Genomic DNA, 17607 nt, shown 5'->3' with positions numbered 1-17607 from the left:
TACTACATTTGCTTACGATGCTGACCTGGAAGGAACGATACGCTAAAATGAAGAAATACTATGGGTGGACCGATTCCGATGTTGCCTTTATGATTGGCAATACACCCAAGAGTGTGAATATGGTTGTCAATTCTGAGCAGTTCCCTCGGTGGTTAAAGCTGGCCATTATCGTGCATGAACTGGAGCAAAAAACTAAGGGTAATCTTTAATGTCCATTACGCATACGGCCCTGCTTGACTTGGGCTTTACTGAACTCTTCAACCGTCCCCAACGCTACGTTTATAAGGGCGTGACGGGTCGATTGCAAGCCGATACGGGCACGTTTCACTTTCACGGATTTAGTCCGATGATCACCACGTTAGAAGATTTGAAGTACATGATTATGATCATAGACTACAATCACCAGGCTACGTTTGTGGGCTATCCCAGTCACGATAATTAGGTAACTTTATAGTATGGACGATACAGCGATAAAACCCTTCTCGCGTCTACTTGAGAAGGTACTTGATTTGGATGAACAATATTTGGACCCCAAACAGGCAGGTGGCTATAAGTTAGGGCATTATGATGAATCGAAGAGTGAAATTGTGTTGTATGGTGTCGAAGATACACCTCGCCGAATTGCCGAATTAAGGTCGGAACTTGATGCGACTGGTATTCGCCATAAACTCATTAAGCAGGATCCTTTTATGGATTATATCAATATCACAATAATTATTCCAGATGGAAGCAGCGATAAAACCCACGGAAACCCAGATCAGAAACACGATTCAGGATCTGCAAAAGCGGCTCAAACAGCCTGCCATGGATAAGCCCATAAACCGGGCTGTGCATGAAGGCTACACCGAAGCGGTGAACATTCTGGTGGAAGGCCGGGAGAATTACGATGGGATTGATAAACTCAGGACACAGCAGGGCAGAGCCATTGCAGTACTCGCCGTGGATTACCTGTTAGGTGAATGTTCGCATAAGGTGTTATTGGGTGTACCCTTAAAAGGATAGTTGTATGGAAACTGTATTTGACCTCCTCGCAAGTCCAATCACCCAGCTACGCCCGCACGTTAAGCTGGTTGAACTAGATGATTTAGGCCCGGTAACACGTTGCATCATGCAGGTTGGAAAGTACCGATTGAAACGTCTCCAATCGAAACAGCTTCGTCAGCTGGATGATAATGGACAAAACAGGGATGTGTCCAATGTGATTTGGGAGAATCCACAGGGTGGCTATTTTGATGAGCGGGAAGTGGTCATTCTGGAAGCTATTTTTCAGGAGTGTTGTGTAACAGGTATTGTTGAATTAGAGGAAGATAGTAGACGATTTAGGCGAAACAAATCACTTAGTGAATATGGAAACCGTATTTGATCACAACCTCACGCCCGACGAAATCGACGAGTTAGGCTTTCTGGCCAGCTTTTCGCTGAGCCTTCGCCACGGTCTGGAATTTCCGGATCCGTTGACTGCGCAGGGTTACCAGGCTACGATTAGCGCCGAGGGTGCATTATTTGACCTAGGCTTATTGTACGACTTTCGGGGTGATGCCGCCAAAACCGAACAGTACTGGAGTCAGGTACCCGAACTAGCCCAGCAATACCGGCTGGGATTCGATTATGTTATCGAAGAGGATGCTTCTTAAAGTAGTCGGCCATTCCTTTGCTGATGGCTGCATAATCGCCCAGCAGAATGGGCAATAAATCAGAAACGACCTGCTGCTCACTGAGTCCACGCTTGGCGATGGTAGAGCGAATATTAGTTACCCAGTTGCTGTAGCCATATCCCTTATCCAGAATATCGGTTTTGTGAATTGGCTTCACACCAAAGGGTTTCAGAAACTCATCGTAGGTGTGACGGGCCGTAAACTGATTCAGCGTTTCCATATCCTGAAGGGCATACTTATTCAGCTTACGCGGTGGGGTTTTGCTCTTGGCGTGTAAGATTTCGTGCCACAACCCTTCCACCGCATATTCCTGATTGAAGGTAAGTGGCGTTTGGGCTTTCATGGCGCCAAAGGCTCCCCGCAATTCCTCCGCTGGATTGAAGGTACTACCACCCAGGCTAAAACTATGGGTACTGATGGATATTGTCGATTGACCCTTCCATTGATTGGTGTAGGGAGTATACAACTGGCTATGCTGCAACAGATACGATTTGGAATGCAGGATGCTGACCGATTCCAGACCACTCCGGAAATTCTCGGGATGCGTCCGGGCAAACTCCATGATCACCGCTTTTAGTTCCTTATTGGTGGGCACATCCCCCGCAATGAACTTCGATAGGTCAATGGCTTTTGGGTCTGCTTTGGGCAGAACTCTCGTGAACGTCGCTTTTGATAAATCCCGGTTTTTAAAGTTATCGGAGATAAAGTAGGGTACCTGTTTGGCCCGGTTCAACCGATCCTGATTGTCGCTAACCCACCTGGTAAATCCTTCGGGTAAATCCGTGATTTCATTCACGCTGCGTAACGTAGATGGATCCTCACCGTTCAGGATCATGCCCGTCAGTTTCTGCAACTCCTCTGGTGTGGCCAGAATGGAGATAGCATGGCATCGACATTGTTGGTGCCAGCCTTTGAATTTGAACGTCTTCGGATATCGCCCTTTAAGCGATTCACACACATCACAACTGAATACGTGGTTTGACCTTCGTACTTCAATACCGACAACAAAGTCGAGTTGTTGGTACCTGAGGTGATCAGCCTCCCGGTAGGCAGAATTGATTTCTGTACGGGTTAAGCGCATCGCATTTTTGTAAGACGATCGGTAGATGCCCTGACCCGGATGGTAGTTTTTGGCTACCTTCGAAAGTCCCAGATTACCTCGCTTGTCACGGACTTTTCGAAACAGCCGGTCGGGTTTGTTGAGGTATTTGCGGATGTCCATGCTCAGCTGAGCCGCCGAACGACCTTGCCCCAGTCCCACGTCAATGGCCATCTCCAGTTCGCCTTTGAACTGACTGGTGTAGTTCCACACCCGATCTGATAGCGTCATGCCGCCCACCTTCTGAATTCGGAAAGCCTTCAATGCCTCTTCATTTCGATCCAGATAGCGGGCCGGTGGGGTAACCGGTTCAGTTTTCTGCCGGGGTTGAGGAGTTGAGGAGAAAACCGATTCGATCAGGGCGTCATTCTGATCGTTGGCCAGTCCCCATTCGGCCACCATGCCGGTGTCGATGGTCAGGATCATGTTCAGGGCCATGCGCTGGATGAGGCTATCAATCCTATCTTTGGTGCGGGGGTAATCATCGAACGAGAATTGCTTATCCGGATTCTCCTCGACCGATTGGGCAATCTGAACAGCCTCCTGCACGGCCGTCAGGTAGATGAGGTCGATGCGCCGGGCATAGTCTTCGACCTGTTTGAAGTGCCGGTTGTTCCAGTCGGTGATGGAGAATTTACGACTACTCATCAGGCACCTATTGGGTTTAGGATATCGAATGATTTGGCCCGTGTTTCCTCTTCCTGAATCAATTTATATTCAGCCTCAACATCATCAACAAGGCCTGATTTGGCAATCGCTGTTTTCTGGGAAAGGATGGGCTGGTTACCTGTGGCCGTCATTAGGTTCTCAATCATAGCTTTTTCATCGTTGATGATAAACGGCTGAATTTCCGGCTCAATTGCCAATGTGGAGGCTTCCTTTTTCAGGTCAATACTCATGTAGGCAATGAAGGATTTAATGATATTGATCCGCCGTTGCAGGTATTCATCAAATACCTCCCGCTTGTTCTGAACTTTCAGGTGAGCATCCAGAAAGAGCATTTTCAAGGCTTCGCCCGAAATTTCCCGTAATCCTTTCACGCTATCAAAGCTGATATCAGGTGTTTGGGTAAAGGAAAATATAAATCGAAGCAGTGTTTCGATCTCCAGCTTTACCGCATCCGTGGCATGGTTCCAGCTGAGGTAATAGGCTTTACTGTCTTTTTCCCCCTGTAAAATCTGTCCTGGTTCACCCTTCTGGCCAAACCCGGCAATTTTGCCTTCGATAAAGATTTTGGGCGCAGCATGGTAATCATTGGTATCGGCAAAATTGGAAAGCAGGTATTCCAGCCGCTCAATCGACCACTGCACATCCTGCCATTCAACCTGTTCCTGATGGCCATAAATGACGGGGATTTTCTTGATGACATTCACCGTACGCTCGGTCTGTTCCCAGGTGCCACCTTCCTGCTTAAAGGCAATCTTCTCCTCAGCCGTGTACGTCTCAAAATGGGTTACCTTTTGGCCCTCATCGTTCATTCGAACAAACAGTCGACTGAAGGCAATCAAATCCCCGGTTTCATCATAGAGTGGATAGAATTCATTGCCATCCCACGGATTAAAGGCCGTGACCCGCATTTTGAATTTGGTATCAAATCCGTAGTCACTATGGGTTTCGGACCCTTCTACCGGAAACCAGCACTCGGCTACCTGCGTGGAGCGGAACATCTCACGGGCAATCCGCCGGTTGAACGAATTGATCTTATTGTCATACAGGATCCGGGTCAGTGCAGCTACTACCTTTTTTTCTTTATCGGTTTTGCCCTCACTATTGATTTTGACCGGATTGCCAAACAGAAAGGATACAGCCCGCTCGACGATCAGCTTTTGCAGGGGGAACACCTGCCGGTTAACCTTGACGGTATCGGAGGTTACTACCTCTACTCCATCTTTTATTTCACCAGTGGGCTTTTTGATTATCTTATCTTTTCGATAGACAGGGTCAAGTGCCTTGTGACCGGATGGACTGTACTGCTTAATAAAATCCTTTATATCCAACGGCGTCTGTTTGGCTTTAAGGATCTCGATTACCTTCGGAATGTCGAGAGCTTGACCGGAAACAACGGCTAGGGCTGTACGTAATTCGGTTAAATTCATAGTCTGTTTTATTAAAAATATCCAGTCAAATCCTGAGCAACGAATGGCTTAAATGGGTAAAACGTATTGGCAAGGGCATCGAACTCATCTATGGAGCGGCCTAATCGTTTCTTGATTTCCTCCTTATCTTCCATAATGATGAGGCCCGTGGATAGCCATTTGTATTTAATTTCGGTAGCCTCTTCCTTGAAGCTGTCACCGGGCGGTAGCATGGCATTCTGGTTATTCTTTGGATTGAGCCAGTCCCGAACGGCCCAGAAGAGGTAAGCCCGTAGGTTGGCGAATTTGCGCTGACCGGTGATATCCGTCAGGTATTCGCCGTACTCATCCTTGGCAGCTTCAGAAAACTTGCAGGAGAAAGCCCGGTGCTGATAGCCCAATTCATCCAGTCTCGAATACACGCCAGCGCCTTCGCCAATCGTATCGATGTAGGCCGTTGATCGTGGATCAGATTGAAACATAGATACGGTTCGACCAGCAATCTGCATGTGATCGGCCCGACCTCCTGAATTCGACTTGTGGAATGACTTCACAATGTTGCCGTAACGATCACATTCGACAGTCGAATCCCTGCCCATACCCGCCACATCAACACCTCTTCGTAGAGGTTCAGGATATTGATCGACCCGGAAAGTCCGGTGGTATTTTTTCCACCGCTCCTGAGCCAGTTCAATCCACTGCTCAGGGATGAGGCTATCTTCGCCCACTTTGGGGAATTTGCCCAGTACCTTGATCCGGAAAATATCTTCCGGCCGGTACCACTGGCCTTCAAACTCGAAATCGTCCTGTGCTTCATCGACCTCATCGGGCCGGATTTTCTCACACCAGTTTTCGAGCTTATCCTTGATCCATTCGTAATCGACCTGACCGGGAATGACCTGCCGTTTTTCGACAACGTTGGGTGCTGTCAGTGAAGACAGCCGGAACTTGCTCCAACGTTCGCCTTTCTGCGATTTAGCCGCATAGCCCGTTGTCTGGTTTGGGTTGAATACGAGGAGGATTCTCGAATTACCCTGCAAATTCCCTTCAATAGCGCCGAATGTATCATCCGAAATACCGGAAGCCTCCGTAATGGCAAACATGGTATTGACCGCGTGGAAACCCGACCAGGCTTCATGATCATGCTCAGAGGCCTTGAAGCCCGTCAGAAACCATTCCTCGTAATCGGTGCGAATATCATAGACATTCAGGCGACCGGGGAGGTGAATGCCGTTTCGTTTCGCCCGGTTGTAGAGTCGGGATATTTCGGGCATCATGATGTTTTTCACCTGTCGATCGGTGGGAGCCGTCAGCGCCACTTTGGTGTTGGCAATCAGTTCCCGTTTGGCATTCCAGCGGGGAGTGAGGTACATGAAGCAGATCGCGGCCACGGCCGTTACGAAGTCTTTGCCCCGTGCCGTGCCACTGGCCACGCTGGTACGGGGGTTGAACTGAACGGAGGAAAGGATGGCTTCCTGTTCTTTGTCGAGGTTCACGCCCAGGGCCTCACGCGCAAACTTGCACCAATCCTGTTTCCAGTGCTGGACCCGTTGCCGTGCTTTCTCGTCGATGGCCTGCGCGTTACTCATGATTCCATTAAATAATCCCCAAAGGATTTGCCGTTATTGGTATGATCGTGCCGATTGATCAGCTTGCCATTAAGTTTTAGAATCGTTTCCATGGCATCCGCTGCGGAATACATTTTTACTTTGGGGCCAAACTCGGTGAACGATAACTCAAAGATGTTGCCCTCCTCTTCGGCTTTGGCCAGCGCTACCAGGTCCAGTTCGGCCCGTTCCACCCACTGAGGTTCGCCCTCGACGTCCCGGTAGGCCTTGGGCTTTTCCTTGAGTTCAAGCTTTAATCGGATCAGATCCCGTTCCCGCTCTTTCTGAATGGCTTTGTGTTTTATCTGCTCTTTTTTGTCGAGGTCGGCCAGGTGTGCATACTCCTCTTCAAAGGCTATCTTGGCTTCAAGTTCTTTAATGATCGCCTTCAGGGGCTTGCGAACCATTTCCCGGCGAAGAACCTTTTTGATCACCATGAACTGATTTAGCCGTGTACCCGCAATGTCACTGATGTGCTTGGTAGCCTCATCAGCGGTCATGGTGAGTAGCGCTAATCGTTCTTTGATTGCCACCTGAATCTCTGGATCTTGCTTGAGTTCCCACGCAGTTTGTTTGGCTGTGGCTTTGCTATACCCTGCCCGAATCGCTGCCGCTGCCCCCTTGCAATCTTTCGTATATTCTTCGACAAATCGTCTCTGGATGTCCGTCATAGACCTTACTTTACCTTACTTTTTTCAAATAGCCTGATAAATTTGTTTGCCCTTCACCCAGATCATTTTCAGCACCTGATTACGATCCGGCTGGCCATCGCGGTTATGGGCCACATGCACCCAGGCGGGATTGTTATGCGCATCAGGATTCTCCAGAATCAGCTGATCGAACTTGAGGTGAGCCCGCGCCCAGTTGAATACTTGCAGATTGGTGACCAGCGGTAAACTATCACAATCAATGTCGATGGCGCAGCCGTACATGTGGGCTGATTTGGATGCTCCACCAATGGCCGCATTCAGAGCAGGGGACCGGTAAAACGACGATACCGGTAGTTTGCCAAATTGCTCACAAAGGGGCTCGTAAAAGTCTTTGTAGACCTTCACCATGTTGGCATAAATCAACGGCGTTGGTATATTGGCAATCCCTTTACGAATGGCCGTAGCGGATTTGACCGACTCGTTGAAGGTTAGCCAGTGGCCGAAATCATAGAACTGGGTTGGCGGCATGATCATGCAGGATTAAGGCTTTCGTTTAGGTCCAAAAGGTTGCACCCGGTCGGGTGGCAAAGCCCATACTTTGGGGGCAGGTGGCGGTAGTTTCTGTGGCCCCTGCGCGGATTTGATATCGCCGATGTCCTGATGGAGCGTTGATTGTTGACGACCGATGAGCTTGATGTAGCGGCTCAGTGTAGCGACTACATTGGTTAGTTGCCTAAGCTGAACATTGGAGCCCGCCAGTTGATCATTCAGATTCTTGATCTGTGCCTGATAAGCTACCATCTGAAGGTTTTGCCGGTCGATGGTGCGTTGCAGGTTGGCCGTCTGTTGGGTATCCCGGACCATCATGCGCTGATTGGTTCTGACTTCCCGTTGCAGGCTACTGAACTTATGGTTCGAGTCCAGCCGGTCCCCGTACTGCCAGTAGCCCAGTACAATGACAACAATAGCTGCACAGCCGTAAGTGATGAGGTGATTGAGCCTAGAAACCACTGTCTTGGGCAAGGGTCTGCCCCGACTGAAGCGAAGCCGAACAAAGAAGGCCAGCGCAAAGAGTCCCACCACAAACCGAAACAGGTAGGCGACCAGGGGTAAATAATCAATCCGGGGAAATACCAGCGGATCCGATAGAGCAAACACGGCCATAACCGATACCAGCCAGATCAGGACCGTGACGTACCAGGGCGGTCGAACGCGGAACTGGTTGGTGATGTGGGCAATGGAAATGCCAAATACGGCCGTCAGGCCTAGTCCGATCTGTCCAAGTGCGAAAGGGATCATGGTTTTAAGTCGGTTAAATCTTTGATTGCCTTTTCGGGCTTATCAGCTTTCTTCTGGAGCCATCCGTAGAGTTTATAGCCCGCCATACCCAGTAGAATCGTGCAGGGTATGGGTGGAATGCCCAGTCGGTCAGTCACCCAGCTGTTGAAGCCCAGCGAAATGAGCATGCCCAGACTGATCATGGCAACCCGGTGCCAGCCTTTGCGCTGCGGAGGTTTGGTTTGAATCGCTTCGTAGACGACAAAGCTGGTTGATCCGGCGAATGCCCAGCCGACCATTTGCCAGTCCACCGTGCCCGATAATGGAGCTAATAAATTCCCCACCGTGTCGAGTAAATAGATGATCGACACCCAAGCGGTTAGTACTAAACTTTTCATGAACGCTTTCACGGTAATTGAGTGGGGTATTAGCTGAGCGTAGTTGGATAGTAGGAGCGGGTTAGGCTAGAATGGCCGTTTCCTGATGTGGGCTTCGCGTAGCTTATTCTTGCCGGTGAACCAACCCTTCAATAGATTGATCCGTACCTCCTCATCAATCCAGTCCCGCGCCTTTCGCATCGAATCCCCCCGAAAGCGGAACGCCTGATTTAAAGAGGAATACGCCCGGTCAATGTACATGGCCCTCGTTTGCAGACTATCGAACAGGCGAAGTTTAATGGTAATGGCCTTATTGGCAGGCTCGTTGTAGGCGACCACAGGCGTTACTTTACTGGTATCGGCAGGAGTCAGCAGGTTTGACCGGATGAGGTTTTCCAGATTGGCCTGACGCTGGGCGATGGCTGAGAGTCCCGAAACATCCACTTTGATGTTGGGCAGGACCGATGCCTGACGGTCATCACTGCGCTGTTTGTCCCGTTCGATCTTCGCTTTGAAGTCGGCAAATTCCCGGATCAGCTTCACATTGGCATCGGCCAGAAGTTCCAGCTTATCCCGATTGGCCAACTCCTCAGCGCGTTGCTTTTCCCAGAATCGAAAGCCGGGAACGTAGGTAAACAGCAGGTACCCAATGGCGATGGCCAGTATGGCCCCGATTATCCATTTTCCGATCATGACTTTTTCGGCAGTTGATCATCTCCCAGCGGAGGTGTAGGTCCCTTGATGGCTGCCTGTGCGGTGATGATGCCCGATAAAAAGAAGGCTACTTTTAAGCCGTAGCCGACATACGTTAGCCAGGGTGGTACGACCTCCAGCGTCTTTTCGTAGGCCTCTTCGCTGGCCGCTAATGTTGCCAATACGCCCAGCACTACGGTCAGAATGTTAAAAAACTTGGGCGTTTTCTTCTCCAGACGCTGAAAGAGCTGGGTAAAAAACTGGGTTGATAGATCGTTCATCTTGCTTTCGTTTTTGCTTCTGTTTTTGCTTTCATTTCTGCTTTCAATCTTGCTTCTATTCTTGCTTTCATCCTGTTTTTGGAGCCCTTCACAATCAGCTACTTACGGACTGTTTCCTGTTGCCATAATTGGCCGGATAATCGTGGGTATTCTCGCGTAAAATCTCATACATTTTAGCTGTAACTATCTGAATATAAGTAAATTATAAGGCAATAGATTTGTGCTAAACTGCTTGCAATATAAGTAGTTTAGATATATTTGCGATCTATAAAATAGACTTGCCATTTTCACATGAAGGACCAAATCATTGCCAAGCTGAAAGAGAAATATCCAAAAATAAATCTCTCGAAAGCCCGGTTGGACGCCATTGCGGACAAACTGAAAGTAACTGAGGAGTCTGAAATTGAGGGGAAGCTGGAAGAGCTAAACGACATATTTCCGTTCGCGGAAATTGCCAAACAGGATGACCGGATTCGGGGACTTGGTAACAAGGATCAGAAGCCAGCAGACGACAAAAAGCCAGACAGCAAAACCGAAACCAACGACTCAGATAATGCTGAGGTACCCTCCTGGTTTAAGCCATTTGCCGAAACAGTCCCTAAACTGCTGACGCGGCTGGAAGCCATCGAAAATGGGAAGACGGTTGACACCCGCAAGTCGCAACTGGAAGCTAAGCTGAAGGACGCTACAGATGCTTTTAAGAATACGACACTGAAAGCCTTTAATCGGATGCAGTTCAAAGACGATGAGGAGTTCAATGCGTATTTGGAGGAGGTCGAAACGGACGCAGCGGAATTTGTTCAGACTGAAGCCAACAACGGCCTAAGTCAGACAAGGCCGCCCATTACGCCAAAGGGCACTACAACCAAACAAGCCTCCAAGGAGGAGCTTGATGCTGTCATGCCAAACTTAGTTTAATTACATGTACGCAAACCTGTCCAATTCTGGGAGCCAGATTTTAACCGGTAACGAGTCGATCGTTATCAAGGTGAATCTGGAAACCATTGAAGGGGGACGTACGCTTGATGTGTCCGGGTTCACGCCCGAAGTCATTCAGGCGGGCCACGTTCTCATTCAGGAGACGAGCACGGGCAATTATAAGCCCATGCCGCTCAACGGCGGGGCGACTGCCTACGCATCGCTCCCTGCCAGCCATACCTACGCGGGTATTCTGGTCGCTACGGTCCGCACCGCAAAGCCCTTCGCGGCTATTCTGGTACGGGGTACGGTCAATCCATCGGCTACGCCCTTCGATATGACCAGCATTCTGTCAGCTGTGAAAACGGCACTTCCCCAAATTCTTTTCCGCGCTGACTAAATCATGGAGACATCGTTATTTCTTCAATGGGTTGCCAAATACCTCCCCGGCATTACCATTCGGATCGTTGAAACGCTCAACGGTACCAACAACCCACTGACGTACCTGCACCGGAGCATGCTTCGGGAAGATCTGTCAGTAACCGGCAAATGGGAGGCCATCAACACGGCTAACACCGCGATTATGGCGGATGTGGTGGCGATGGATTCGTCGTTACCGCTCAAAAAGCGTGACTCGATCAGCAAGGCCAACGGAGACATTCCTAAGCTGGGTATGAAGTTGCAACTCAACGAGCGGCAACTAACCGATCTGGATACGCTGGTGGCTACGGGTGCATCTGATCAGCAGATTGTGGCCAAGCTGTTTGCCGATACCCCGAAGGTCATTACCGGCGTATACGAGCGCTGCGAAGAAATGTTTCTGCGGGGTCTGTCAACGGGGGTTACCCTGATTGAAGACACGGAGAACGTGGGTACAGGTATTCGGATTGATTATGGGTACGCAAGCGCCAATAAGTTCGGTGTGGCTGTATTGTGGTCGTCGGCTTCGACGGCAACCCCGTTCGATGATATCCAACGCATTCTGGATAAAGCCAGTGCGGATGGTAATACCATCACGGTCTGCATGCTGGACCGGTCAGCGTTCAATAACCTGGTCAACACCACGCAGGCAAAACAGCTCTTCGCCTTCTCGCAGAGTTTTGTGGGTTCGGCTATTCCGGCTCCGTCGCTTAGCCAGATGAATTCGTTTGTCTCGGATCGCTACGGCTTTACCTTCCAGATCGTCGAGCGTTCGGTTCGCTACGAAAAGAACGGTACCCAAACGGCGGTGAAGCCCTGGGCAACCGGCGCGGCTGTATTCCTAACCTCGACCCAGGTAGGTACGCTTGTGTATGCCAAACTAGCAGAAGAAGGTCATCCCGTGACGAACGTGACGTATCAGAAAGCGGGCAACTTCATACTGGTATCGAAGTATCGGAAGAACGATCCATTGGCGGAGTTCACCTCCTCCCAGGCGCGTGTGGTTCCGGTTATCTCCAACGTCGATCAAATCTATTTGCTCGATTCAACGACTGTTCAGTCTTAATCCGTCATGGCAAAGCAACAAGAGAAGTCAGAAAAGCCGACCCACAAGGTGGTTAAGGAGTTTCGCGACATCGCTGATTTCAACATGGTTCACGAAGTCGGTGATGATGTGTCCCACTTTGACGCCGACCGGCTGGCGAAACTGGTCACAAACGGTCACGTCGAAGAGGTGAAAGAGGTTGAAAAGCCAAAAACACCAATCAAGCCGGCTACGCCTGCTAAACCAGCTACGCCTGCTTCGGCTCCTAAAACGGGTGGTACCGGCGAGAACTCGGGCGAAACTGGAGGTTCTGGAAATCCAGAAGATCAAGTCTAACCGGACACAGATACCATGGCAACAGTTCGGGAATATGTAACGGATACACTTGGACAGTACGGTTACGAACTCTCCAAGGTAAAAATGGATGTGCTCCTGATGCGAGTGGATGCGGACGATAACACCGTTCTAAGCAAAACCACGCTTATACAGGCAGAACAGGCCATCGTCTACGCTATTCCTGAACTGTTACCCCGTGATGATGTGACCGAAGGCGGCTTGTCATTGAAGCGCAATGTAGAGGGTGTAAAAACCTACTACAATCAGCTGTGCGCCCGGAATGGCTTTGTCAATGAACTGGCTGAGGCAGCACCAACGGTTTCTGATGCCTCATTCCTATGGTAGTTAAGCAGTATCCGTATCAGTTGTGGGTTCGTCCAGTTGGCGCAAACGCCGTTCCGAATCAGGATGGTGATTTCACCGGATCCGCTTCGGCGGTCTTTGAGATGATCAGCGCCTGCCGGGACGAAATGAACGGAAAAGGGCAGTCCATTACGCTGGAAGATCAGACGACCCATGTGTATGACTTTCTGGTTCAGCTACCTCTGTCCTGTCCGGATATTAAGCCGGGTTGTTCGATCAAAGTAATTAGCAGCGGGTCCATGGTGCGCGTATTCGGTACGGCTAAGCAGTTCGTTCGGGGGCAATTACACTGTCAACTCTTTGTCTGATGCCCATCAACCGGCGGATGTCTGATGCCCAGGTGCATGCGTATTTCCAGAAAATACCGCCACAGTTTCACGACGTAATTCTATTCAATCTTTCCTACGTCGGGGAGCTTTGCGTGAATCTGGCCAGAAGTACCAACACCTATATCGATCAGACGGGCAATCTCAGAAACAGTATCGGCTACGTAATTGTCCACAATGGCAAGGTGATCAAATCGGGGTTTACGCGATCGGCAACGGTCAAAGGTTCGGGTAAGAAAGCTTCGAAAGGCTCGTTTTCCGGGGTTCGGACGGGTGAAGATCTGGCGAATCAACTGGCTGCTGGCTATGATAGTGGTTACGCCCTGATTGTAGTCGCTGGTATGAACTATGCAGCCTCCGTTGAAAGCCGTGGGCTGGATGTGCTGACCTCAGCGGAACAATTAGCTGAATCTGTGGTGCCAACAATCCTTCGTCAGTTAAAGGTAGAGTTCGAGAAACGATGAAGAAAACACCACTGGACATCCTGACGATTCTCTATAAGCTCTTGTTCGCTTCGAGTTTGAAAACAGCCATTACCGGATCTGTTTACAAGCAAAAGCGGCCAACGGGCTCAGTACTGGAGGATGTGGTGGTCAATTCACTCCCCGTTTCGGGTGATCAGTTGCAACGGGGAGCGGGCAATGTCAACATCTATGTGCCAGACCTGCTGGAAACGGTGGCAGGGACTGAGCTACGCATCGTCGATACGGCCAGATTAAAGGTATTAGCCGAACTGGCCGTGCCACTGCTAACCGAATTCAACTGCCAGCAGTACCGGTTTTGGCTAGGGCCAACGGATGTCTTTGAGGAGCCCGACACGGGCCAAACCTATCTCAATTTTCGGATTGAGTTTCAATTTTTCCCCTAACGCATTTAAATCAAGTTTTTACAATGGCACTATACACAATTGGTATTACCAGTATTACGGTCGGTGCGATCGCTGGTGATGGTGGGCCAGGTACCAGCCTGACCTCACTGGGCTACACGCTGGAGAAAACGGCTAAGCTCAATCAGGCCGATGCCACAGTTACCGAATTTAAAGTGGAGGAGGTGGATGCGGCCGTATACACCAAATCAACACCGGGCGCTATTACTCTTACATGGTCACTGGCTAACCCTGATGTGGATACCATGATTGCTGTGTTTGGCGGAACGGCGTCGGGTACGTCACCTGCCCGCGTCTGGAATATGCCCGCTTCGGTGGTCGCTATCGAGCAAACGATCAAGATCATTCCTTCGGACGGTTTCAAGGCCATTACGATCCCACGTGGACAGCTGACGGCGAAACTGAACGGCGAATTGACGCGTGACACGTTGTTCGTGCTTGACATCACGGTGACGGCGCTGCAACCCACCAAATCAGGTGTGGGGCCCATCCAGTTCACGCAGTAATCTCCCTTTCCAGCATCAGGCAGTAAGACCCCGCTCGCCGGTGTTTTGCTGCCTGATTTTGCAAGTACCTCATCCCTCTTTGCCTCATGGACAATACCCTCGCTGACCAGATCGCTCCACTTAATTATTCCATCTTTCGGGGAAATTCCTTCTGGCGGGAATATACACTGCCCGTTGACTATGTTCTACCCACACTGGTTACGACAGTAGCCTATAAGGATTCAAGTACGACGGATCCACTTCCGGATGAGCAACAGCCTACAGCTAACCTGGTTGGTCGAAAAATTCGGCATGAATATGCCCAGACCAGTTTACTTCCCGTTGAGGGCTATCAGGAGATTCTGTTCGATGGGCGCGTTGTCTGGGCAGGTAGTATTGTTACCAATAAGGATCGGGCACGGCTGAGTCTTTCTGCTCCTGTTGATTCTGGGGAAGTTCTGATCTATACCGCTGCCGATGTTACCGTAGCCGTTCCCTATACAGGGGATTTTCTCACGGCTGAATACAGAGATCAGACAGAAACGTTTCGAGATGAAGCTCAGGGCTTTGCGGCTGATGCTGAACAGGCAAAAAATGACTTATTGGGCACCTTCGATTTAGTTCAGACCACCATTACGGCGAAATCTGAACAGGTAGCGGATGATACAGCACACGTTGATGGTGTTAAATCAGCTATTGACTCGATAAAATTCAACATCGACACCCAGCAGGTTGATGTGAATCAGAAAGCCGTTCAGGTTGCGCAAGATAAAGCTGCGGCTGCTGGTTCAGCTACTACGGCCAGTCAGCAGGCGAATATCGCCACCACAAAGGCAGGCGAAGCGGCTGGATCGGCCAGTACGGCCCTAGGCTATAAAACGGCTGCTCAGGCTAGTGCGGATCAGGCAGCGGCTTACAGCACTGCCGGGTCAAATACCAACGCCTATAGTTATCCACGTGGGTCGGTGTTGGTGCATATTGGCGATTCGAGGAAAATGGGCCAATCGCCCTGGCGAAACGCTTACGAGAATGACTGGTTGGCGAAGGGTGGTATATTCGAAGGCTGGACTTCTTACAACCTGGCCAGTAATGGTTCGCCCCTTTCCTTATGGGCGGCTAGTATTACGTCTGGTGATCAGAATGCAGCGCCCGTCGATTACGCCAACAATAACACGGTCCCCAATTTGTGGCAGGCCGTCAACGCCAATCCCCAGGCGATTGAGTTCTCGCTTGGGACTAACGACTTTCGACTCAATACGAACGCCACCGCCACGGCAAGGGCCAATCTGGCGTTGTGCGTGAATTTCCTTTTGGCTAATACCAAGGCCGATATCATCCTGGATATGCCGCCACCGATTGCGTTTGGCACTGAACCGCTCACGTACACCAACAACGTCGATGCCAATGATGCCGCTCAGAAATCGGCCAACATCCGCACCATCTACCTCGAATGGATGAACCGGAATAGTCGGGTGAAGGTATTCGACACGCATAAGTTCCTGGGTGCCTATCGGGTTGACGACTGGCAGACGTTTCTCGAACCCGAAGGGCAGGGTAACTTTCAGGGTGATGTCCTACACCCAACCAATATCGGCAGTCAGCGAATCGCCCAGGGCATTTCACGGTTTTTTCGTCCCGGTTTGCCGTTCACAACAGCAGTGCGCACACCACCGGCAGCGGCATTGTCTGCCTATTATACAACGCTGGTCAATGTGGTGAGCGTGGGTAATGGTTTTTTCGACATCAATAATGATGCTCTGGGGGGCGTGTTCGGCTCAGTGACCCGATCAACAGGACGGGGGCCACTCAGTAACCTGACTCGCTACGAAGATGCCATGCTGAATGGGGGAGCCTCAAAAGTGGGGGAAGTCAGCCGCTTAACGGGCTTCAAGATTTACAATTTTGCAACAGGCGTCAGCTTTACCGTAACGGCCACGTTTTCTAAAAGTTATCCCAACGGCGCAGGCAGTTATCCCTTTCGGTTCGCTAAAACCGGGGTCGATTACACCACACTAGGAACGGGCTTATGTCTGCTGTATGTAGATAATCTTACCTGGTTAGCGACGACTCAGGCTGATGCGCTAACCATGCAGATCAATCTAAATGGGGCACTTCCGCTGACCGTTGGAGCTACAGGAGGTGCACCGGCTCCGATCTCCACGCAGGTAATGACATTTAGCGCCGTTACGGCCTACCGGGAAACCAGTTCGCAGGCAATGGACGTCGATCTGTACGTCACCAACAATCAGTCAGGGGGCTATTTTCTGGGGCCAATCAGTTCCAGTTCTGACTATCTGCTGGGCCGCATCCACTTCAATCAGTTTCAAAAATTTGGAACATTTACGCCCGATGCAACCAACTGGCCAAGCGGAATTTCAGGGCTGGCAGCGGGCGTGTACATAAAGGCGGTGGTGGCCAGTGGGACAGCTGGCAATTTTTGCGTAGTCTCTATTCGGTGCCGCTAGTCAAACCGATAACGATGCTTGATAACTAAAATTTATGACCGATACTAAATCCTCTTTTGATCCCCTAGCCGCCGAAAACCGCGAACTGGATACCCTGATTGAACAGGGTATCCAGTTCGGCACACCCAAGCGTAGTTTGTTGCGCTTTTGGGGAAAGCCCGAACGCACGTTCACGATAAATCAGCCCTATCTGGGCACATTGGATTGGCTTTCAAAAGAATACATCCAGATGAATCTGAACGAAACGGTGCTCAGTCAGGATCCGATGGGCGAATCCCGCAAGCTGGCCCGGTATGCACCCATCTGCGCCCGCATTGTGGCCATATCGGTCTTAAATTCTTATTGGAAAATCAAGCTGTTTACCCCGCTTCTGGCCAGTTACTTTCTGTGGCGGGTGAACCCCAAAACCCTCTGGAAATTCACCTCTTTGATTTTAGAATTATCCAACATGGGGGATTTTATCAACTCTATTCGATTCCTGTCGACAAACCGGACGACGGATCCGATTCGGATAGAGGAAAAGCCAAAGGATCCAAAAAATCCGGCAGTACCAGAGGCCTGAAAAGTCCCTATGGTTCCAGGGGAGCCATTTGCGCCCATTACCACTGGAGTTGGCACTATCTGCACTGGGGGATACGGTGGCAAATC

Annotated in this window: 26 protein-coding genes; 17 read left to right on the top strand and 9 right to left on the bottom strand. The window is 50.2% G+C overall.

Translation table 11 applies throughout. From position 1 onward, the window contains the following. Nucleotides 1-17: 17 nt before the first annotated feature. Genes EXU85_RS20465 through EXU85_RS20440 form a run of 6 tightly spaced genes read left to right on the top strand, consistent with a single transcriptional unit; the run spans nucleotide 18 to nucleotide 1634 of the window. A complete protein-coding gene (locus EXU85_RS20465; protein ID WP_142773870.1) occupies nucleotides 18-209 on the top strand; it encodes a hypothetical protein in 192 nt (63 codons plus the stop codon). Beyond that, entirely contained in the window at nucleotides 209-442 is a 234-nt protein-coding gene (locus EXU85_RS20460; RefSeq protein ID WP_142773869.1) for a hypothetical protein, read from the top strand. Before EXU85_RS20465 ends, EXU85_RS20460 begins: the two co-directional genes overlap by 1 nt. 13 nt (nucleotides 443-455) lie before the next feature. Beyond that, nucleotides 456-812: a hypothetical protein gene (locus tag EXU85_RS20455; protein ID WP_142773868.1), complete on the top strand. Its 357-nt coding sequence runs from the start codon at nucleotides 456-458 to the stop codon at nucleotides 810-812. Next, entirely contained in the window at nucleotides 805-1002 is a 198-nt protein-coding gene (locus tag EXU85_RS20450) for a hypothetical protein (RefSeq protein WP_142773867.1), read from the top strand. The genes EXU85_RS20455 and EXU85_RS20450 overlap by 8 nt, the downstream gene beginning before the upstream one ends. A gap of 4 nt (nucleotides 1003-1006) precedes the next feature. Next, nucleotides 1007-1363 (top strand): hypothetical protein, encoded by a 357-nt coding sequence (locus EXU85_RS20445; RefSeq protein WP_142773866.1) that lies wholly within the window; start codon nucleotides 1007-1009, stop codon nucleotides 1361-1363. Further along, complete coding sequence (locus EXU85_RS20440) at nucleotides 1347-1634, top strand: hypothetical protein (RefSeq protein WP_142773865.1); 288 nt, start codon at nucleotides 1347-1349, stop codon at nucleotides 1632-1634. The genes EXU85_RS20445 and EXU85_RS20440 overlap by 17 nt, the downstream gene beginning before the upstream one ends. On the opposite strand, the gene EXU85_RS20435 is transcribed toward EXU85_RS20440, so the two are convergent. The 9 genes from EXU85_RS20435 to EXU85_RS20395 all read right to left on the bottom strand — a co-directional run bounded on the left by EXU85_RS20435 (nucleotide 1612) and on the right by EXU85_RS20395 (nucleotide 9715). Beyond that, nucleotides 1612-3402, bottom strand: coding sequence for a hypothetical protein (locus tag EXU85_RS20435; protein ID WP_142773864.1), 1791 nt, complete (start codon nucleotides 3400-3402; stop codon nucleotides 1612-1614). The two genes, EXU85_RS20440 and EXU85_RS20435, sit on opposite strands and share 23 nt — an antisense overlap. After that, nucleotides 3402-4850, bottom strand: a complete 1449-nt coding sequence (locus EXU85_RS20430; RefSeq protein ID WP_142773863.1) for a phage portal protein — start codon at nucleotides 4848-4850, stop codon at nucleotides 3402-3404. The genes EXU85_RS20435 and EXU85_RS20430 overlap by 1 nt, the downstream gene beginning before the upstream one ends. An 11-nt stretch (nucleotides 4851-4861) precedes the next feature. Then, complete coding sequence (locus EXU85_RS20425) at nucleotides 4862-6418, bottom strand: hypothetical protein (RefSeq protein WP_142773862.1); 1557 nt, start codon at nucleotides 6416-6418, stop codon at nucleotides 4862-4864. After that, nucleotides 6415-7107, bottom strand: coding sequence for a terminase small subunit (locus tag EXU85_RS20420; RefSeq protein WP_142773861.1), 693 nt, complete (start codon nucleotides 7105-7107; stop codon nucleotides 6415-6417). The genes EXU85_RS20425 and EXU85_RS20420 overlap by 4 nt, the downstream gene beginning before the upstream one ends. A gap of 24 nt (nucleotides 7108-7131) precedes the next feature. Continuing rightward, nucleotides 7132-7614: a D-Ala-D-Ala carboxypeptidase family metallohydrolase gene (locus EXU85_RS20415; protein WP_168207832.1), complete on the bottom strand. Its 483-nt coding sequence runs from the start codon at nucleotides 7612-7614 to the stop codon at nucleotides 7132-7134. Between the two features lie 12 nt (nucleotides 7615-7626). Continuing rightward, the gene (locus tag EXU85_RS20410) at nucleotides 7627-8385 is read right to left on the bottom strand and encodes a DUF3450 domain-containing protein (RefSeq protein WP_142773859.1); all 759 of its coding nucleotides are present in this window, start codon (nucleotides 8383-8385) and stop codon (nucleotides 7627-7629) included. Next, nucleotides 8382-8762 (bottom strand): hypothetical protein, encoded by a 381-nt coding sequence (locus EXU85_RS20405; RefSeq protein ID WP_142773858.1) that lies wholly within the window; start codon nucleotides 8760-8762, stop codon nucleotides 8382-8384. The genes EXU85_RS20410 and EXU85_RS20405 overlap by 4 nt, the downstream gene beginning before the upstream one ends. Nucleotides 8763-8828: 66 nt before the next feature. Continuing rightward, nucleotides 8829-9434, bottom strand: coding sequence for a hypothetical protein (locus EXU85_RS20400; RefSeq protein WP_142773857.1), 606 nt, complete (start codon nucleotides 9432-9434; stop codon nucleotides 8829-8831). Beyond that, a complete protein-coding gene (locus tag EXU85_RS20395; protein ID WP_142773856.1) occupies nucleotides 9431-9715 on the bottom strand; it encodes a hypothetical protein in 285 nt (94 codons plus the stop codon). Before EXU85_RS20395 ends, EXU85_RS20400 begins: the two co-directional genes overlap by 4 nt. A 291-nt stretch (nucleotides 9716-10006) precedes the next feature. Between EXU85_RS20395 and EXU85_RS20390 the strand changes: the two genes are divergently transcribed. The 11 genes from EXU85_RS20390 to EXU85_RS20340 all read left to right on the top strand — a co-directional run bounded on the left by EXU85_RS20390 (nucleotide 10007) and on the right by EXU85_RS20340 (nucleotide 17521). Further along, nucleotides 10007-10633, top strand: coding sequence for a hypothetical protein (locus EXU85_RS20390; RefSeq protein WP_142773855.1), 627 nt, complete (start codon nucleotides 10007-10009; stop codon nucleotides 10631-10633). A 4-nt stretch (nucleotides 10634-10637) separates the two neighbouring features. Continuing rightward, nucleotides 10638-11033, top strand: coding sequence for a hypothetical protein (locus EXU85_RS20385; protein ID WP_142773854.1), 396 nt, complete (start codon nucleotides 10638-10640; stop codon nucleotides 11031-11033). Between the two features lie 3 nt (nucleotides 11034-11036). After that, a complete protein-coding gene (locus EXU85_RS20380) occupies nucleotides 11037-12119 on the top strand; it encodes a major capsid protein (protein WP_142773853.1) in 1083 nt (360 codons plus the stop codon). 6 nt (nucleotides 12120-12125) lie between these two features. Beyond that, nucleotides 12126-12434, top strand: a complete 309-nt coding sequence (locus tag EXU85_RS20375; RefSeq protein ID WP_142773852.1) for a hypothetical protein — start codon at nucleotides 12126-12128, stop codon at nucleotides 12432-12434. A gap of 15 nt (nucleotides 12435-12449) precedes the next feature. After that, nucleotides 12450-12779, top strand: a complete 330-nt coding sequence (locus EXU85_RS20370; protein WP_142773851.1) for a DUF6706 family protein — start codon at nucleotides 12450-12452, stop codon at nucleotides 12777-12779. Then, complete coding sequence (locus tag EXU85_RS20365) at nucleotides 12773-13105, top strand: hypothetical protein (protein ID WP_142773850.1); 333 nt, start codon at nucleotides 12773-12775, stop codon at nucleotides 13103-13105. Before EXU85_RS20370 ends, EXU85_RS20365 begins: the two co-directional genes overlap by 7 nt. Beyond that, nucleotides 13105-13587 carry a hypothetical protein gene (locus EXU85_RS20360; protein ID WP_142773849.1) on the top strand — a complete coding sequence of 161 codons (483 nt, stop codon included), beginning with the start codon at nucleotides 13105-13107 and terminating at the stop codon, nucleotides 13585-13587. The genes EXU85_RS20365 and EXU85_RS20360 overlap by 1 nt, the downstream gene beginning before the upstream one ends. Continuing rightward, nucleotides 13584-13991: a hypothetical protein gene (locus EXU85_RS20355; RefSeq protein WP_142773848.1), complete on the top strand. Its 408-nt coding sequence runs from the start codon at nucleotides 13584-13586 to the stop codon at nucleotides 13989-13991. Before EXU85_RS20360 ends, EXU85_RS20355 begins: the two co-directional genes overlap by 4 nt. Before the next feature lie 23 nt (nucleotides 13992-14014). Further along, nucleotides 14015-14515 (top strand): hypothetical protein, encoded by a 501-nt coding sequence (locus tag EXU85_RS20350; RefSeq protein WP_142773847.1) that lies wholly within the window; start codon nucleotides 14015-14017, stop codon nucleotides 14513-14515. An 86-nt stretch (nucleotides 14516-14601) separates the two neighbouring features. Further along, nucleotides 14602-16959 carry an SGNH/GDSL hydrolase family protein gene (locus EXU85_RS20345; protein ID WP_142773846.1) on the top strand — a complete coding sequence of 786 codons (2358 nt, stop codon included), beginning with the start codon at nucleotides 14602-14604 and terminating at the stop codon, nucleotides 16957-16959. 34 nt (nucleotides 16960-16993) lie between these two features. Beyond that, nucleotides 16994-17521, top strand: coding sequence for a hypothetical protein (locus EXU85_RS20340; RefSeq protein ID WP_142773845.1), 528 nt, complete (start codon nucleotides 16994-16996; stop codon nucleotides 17519-17521). The last annotated feature ends 86 nt before the right edge of the window (nucleotides 17522-17607 follow it).

It is taken from the genome of Spirosoma sp. KCTC 42546, assembly GCF_006965485.1.
GTDB lineage: Bacteria > Bacteroidota > Bacteroidia > Cytophagales > Spirosomataceae > Spirosoma.
Note: the sequence above shows the minus strand (reverse complement) of the source record. Positions and strands in the feature narration are given on the sequence as shown.

Excerpts from the sequence above, each read along its gene's own strand:
- EXU85_RS20465 (WP_142773870.1), top strand. The coding sequence starts at position 18 with ATGCTGACCTGGAAGGAACGATACGCTAAAATGAAGAAATACTATGGG.
- EXU85_RS20460 (WP_142773869.1), top strand. The coding sequence starts at position 209 with ATGTCCATTACGCATACGGCCCTGCTTGACTTGGGCTTTACTGAACTC.
- EXU85_RS20455 (WP_142773868.1), top strand. The coding sequence starts at position 456 with ATGGACGATACAGCGATAAAACCCTTCTCGCGTCTACTTGAGAAGGTA.
- EXU85_RS20450 (WP_142773867.1), top strand. The coding sequence starts at position 805 with ATGGATAAGCCCATAAACCGGGCTGTGCATGAAGGCTACACCGAAGCG.
- EXU85_RS20445 (WP_142773866.1), top strand. The coding sequence starts at position 1,007 with ATGGAAACTGTATTTGACCTCCTCGCAAGTCCAATCACCCAGCTACGC.
- EXU85_RS20440 (WP_142773865.1), top strand. The coding sequence starts at position 1,347 with ATGGAAACCGTATTTGATCACAACCTCACGCCCGACGAAATCGACGAG.
- EXU85_RS20435 (WP_142773864.1), bottom strand. The coding sequence starts at position 3,402 with ATGAGTAGTCGTAAATTCTCCATCACCGACTGGAACAACCGGCACTTC.
- EXU85_RS20430 (WP_142773863.1), bottom strand. The coding sequence starts at position 4,850 with ATGAATTTAACCGAATTACGTACAGCCCTAGCCGTTGTTTCCGGTCAA.
- EXU85_RS20425 (WP_142773862.1), bottom strand. The coding sequence starts at position 6,418 with ATGAGTAACGCGCAGGCCATCGACGAGAAAGCACGGCAACGGGTCCAG.
- EXU85_RS20420 (WP_142773861.1), bottom strand. The coding sequence starts at position 7,107 with ATGACGGACATCCAGAGACGATTTGTCGAAGAATATACGAAAGATTGC.
- EXU85_RS20415 (WP_168207832.1), bottom strand. The coding sequence starts at position 7,614 with ATGCCGCCAACCCAGTTCTATGATTTCGGCCACTGGCTAACCTTCAAC.
- EXU85_RS20410 (WP_142773859.1), bottom strand. The coding sequence starts at position 8,385 with ATGATCCCTTTCGCACTTGGACAGATCGGACTAGGCCTGACGGCCGTA.
- EXU85_RS20405 (WP_142773858.1), bottom strand. The coding sequence starts at position 8,762 with ATGAAAAGTTTAGTACTAACCGCTTGGGTGTCGATCATCTATTTACTC.
- EXU85_RS20400 (WP_142773857.1), bottom strand. The coding sequence starts at position 9,434 with ATGATCGGAAAATGGATAATCGGGGCCATACTGGCCATCGCCATTGGG.
- EXU85_RS20395 (WP_142773856.1), bottom strand. The coding sequence starts at position 9,715 with ATGAACGATCTATCAACCCAGTTTTTTACCCAGCTCTTTCAGCGTCTG.
- EXU85_RS20390 (WP_142773855.1), top strand. The coding sequence starts at position 10,007 with ATGAAGGACCAAATCATTGCCAAGCTGAAAGAGAAATATCCAAAAATA.
- EXU85_RS20385 (WP_142773854.1), top strand. The coding sequence starts at position 10,638 with ATGTACGCAAACCTGTCCAATTCTGGGAGCCAGATTTTAACCGGTAAC.
- EXU85_RS20380 (WP_142773853.1), top strand. The coding sequence starts at position 11,037 with ATGGAGACATCGTTATTTCTTCAATGGGTTGCCAAATACCTCCCCGGC.
- EXU85_RS20375 (WP_142773852.1), top strand. The coding sequence starts at position 12,126 with ATGGCAAAGCAACAAGAGAAGTCAGAAAAGCCGACCCACAAGGTGGTT.
- EXU85_RS20370 (WP_142773851.1), top strand. The coding sequence starts at position 12,450 with ATGGCAACAGTTCGGGAATATGTAACGGATACACTTGGACAGTACGGT.
- EXU85_RS20365 (WP_142773850.1), top strand. The coding sequence starts at position 12,773 with ATGGTAGTTAAGCAGTATCCGTATCAGTTGTGGGTTCGTCCAGTTGGC.
- EXU85_RS20360 (WP_142773849.1), top strand. The coding sequence starts at position 13,105 with ATGCCCATCAACCGGCGGATGTCTGATGCCCAGGTGCATGCGTATTTC.
- EXU85_RS20355 (WP_142773848.1), top strand. The coding sequence starts at position 13,584 with ATGAAGAAAACACCACTGGACATCCTGACGATTCTCTATAAGCTCTTG.
- EXU85_RS20350 (WP_142773847.1), top strand. The coding sequence starts at position 14,015 with ATGGCACTATACACAATTGGTATTACCAGTATTACGGTCGGTGCGATC.
- EXU85_RS20345 (WP_142773846.1), top strand. The coding sequence starts at position 14,602 with ATGGACAATACCCTCGCTGACCAGATCGCTCCACTTAATTATTCCATC.
- EXU85_RS20340 (WP_142773845.1), top strand. The coding sequence starts at position 16,994 with ATGACCGATACTAAATCCTCTTTTGATCCCCTAGCCGCCGAAAACCGC.